Source organism: Belnapia sp. AC561, from assembly GCF_979252845.1.
The window spans coordinates 1-250 of record NZ_CEEDBP010000371.1 but is presented as its reverse complement, the minus strand read 5'-3'; the positions used below and the strand labels follow the sequence as shown (position 1 = coordinate 250).

Sequence of the window (250 nt, the reverse complement as noted above, 5' to 3'; positions counted from 1 at the left end):
AGCCAGCACGGCCAGCAGCAGGTCCAGCACGGCCAGGCCGCCGCAGGCGGTGAGGCGGTCGCGGTCCCAGTCGAACAAGTGGCTGGTGGCGATCACTTTGGGGAAACGTTCGGTGAAATCGTCTTGCCAGCGCCAGTGCACGGCGGCGCGGTAGCCGTCGAGCAAACCAAGTTGCGCCAGCGGGTACACGCCTGCGGACAACCCGCCAATCACGCAACCGGCACGCACCAGTTGTTTCAGTGCGCTGGAC

The 250-nt window shown here is 66.4% G+C and carries 1 protein-coding gene; it reads right to left on the bottom strand.

From position 1 onward, the window contains the following. Positions 1-250 (bottom strand): type 1 glutamine amidotransferase family protein (locus tag AC0IW9_RS31475; RefSeq protein ID WP_471652213.1); only part of this gene is annotated, 250 nt, incomplete at both ends.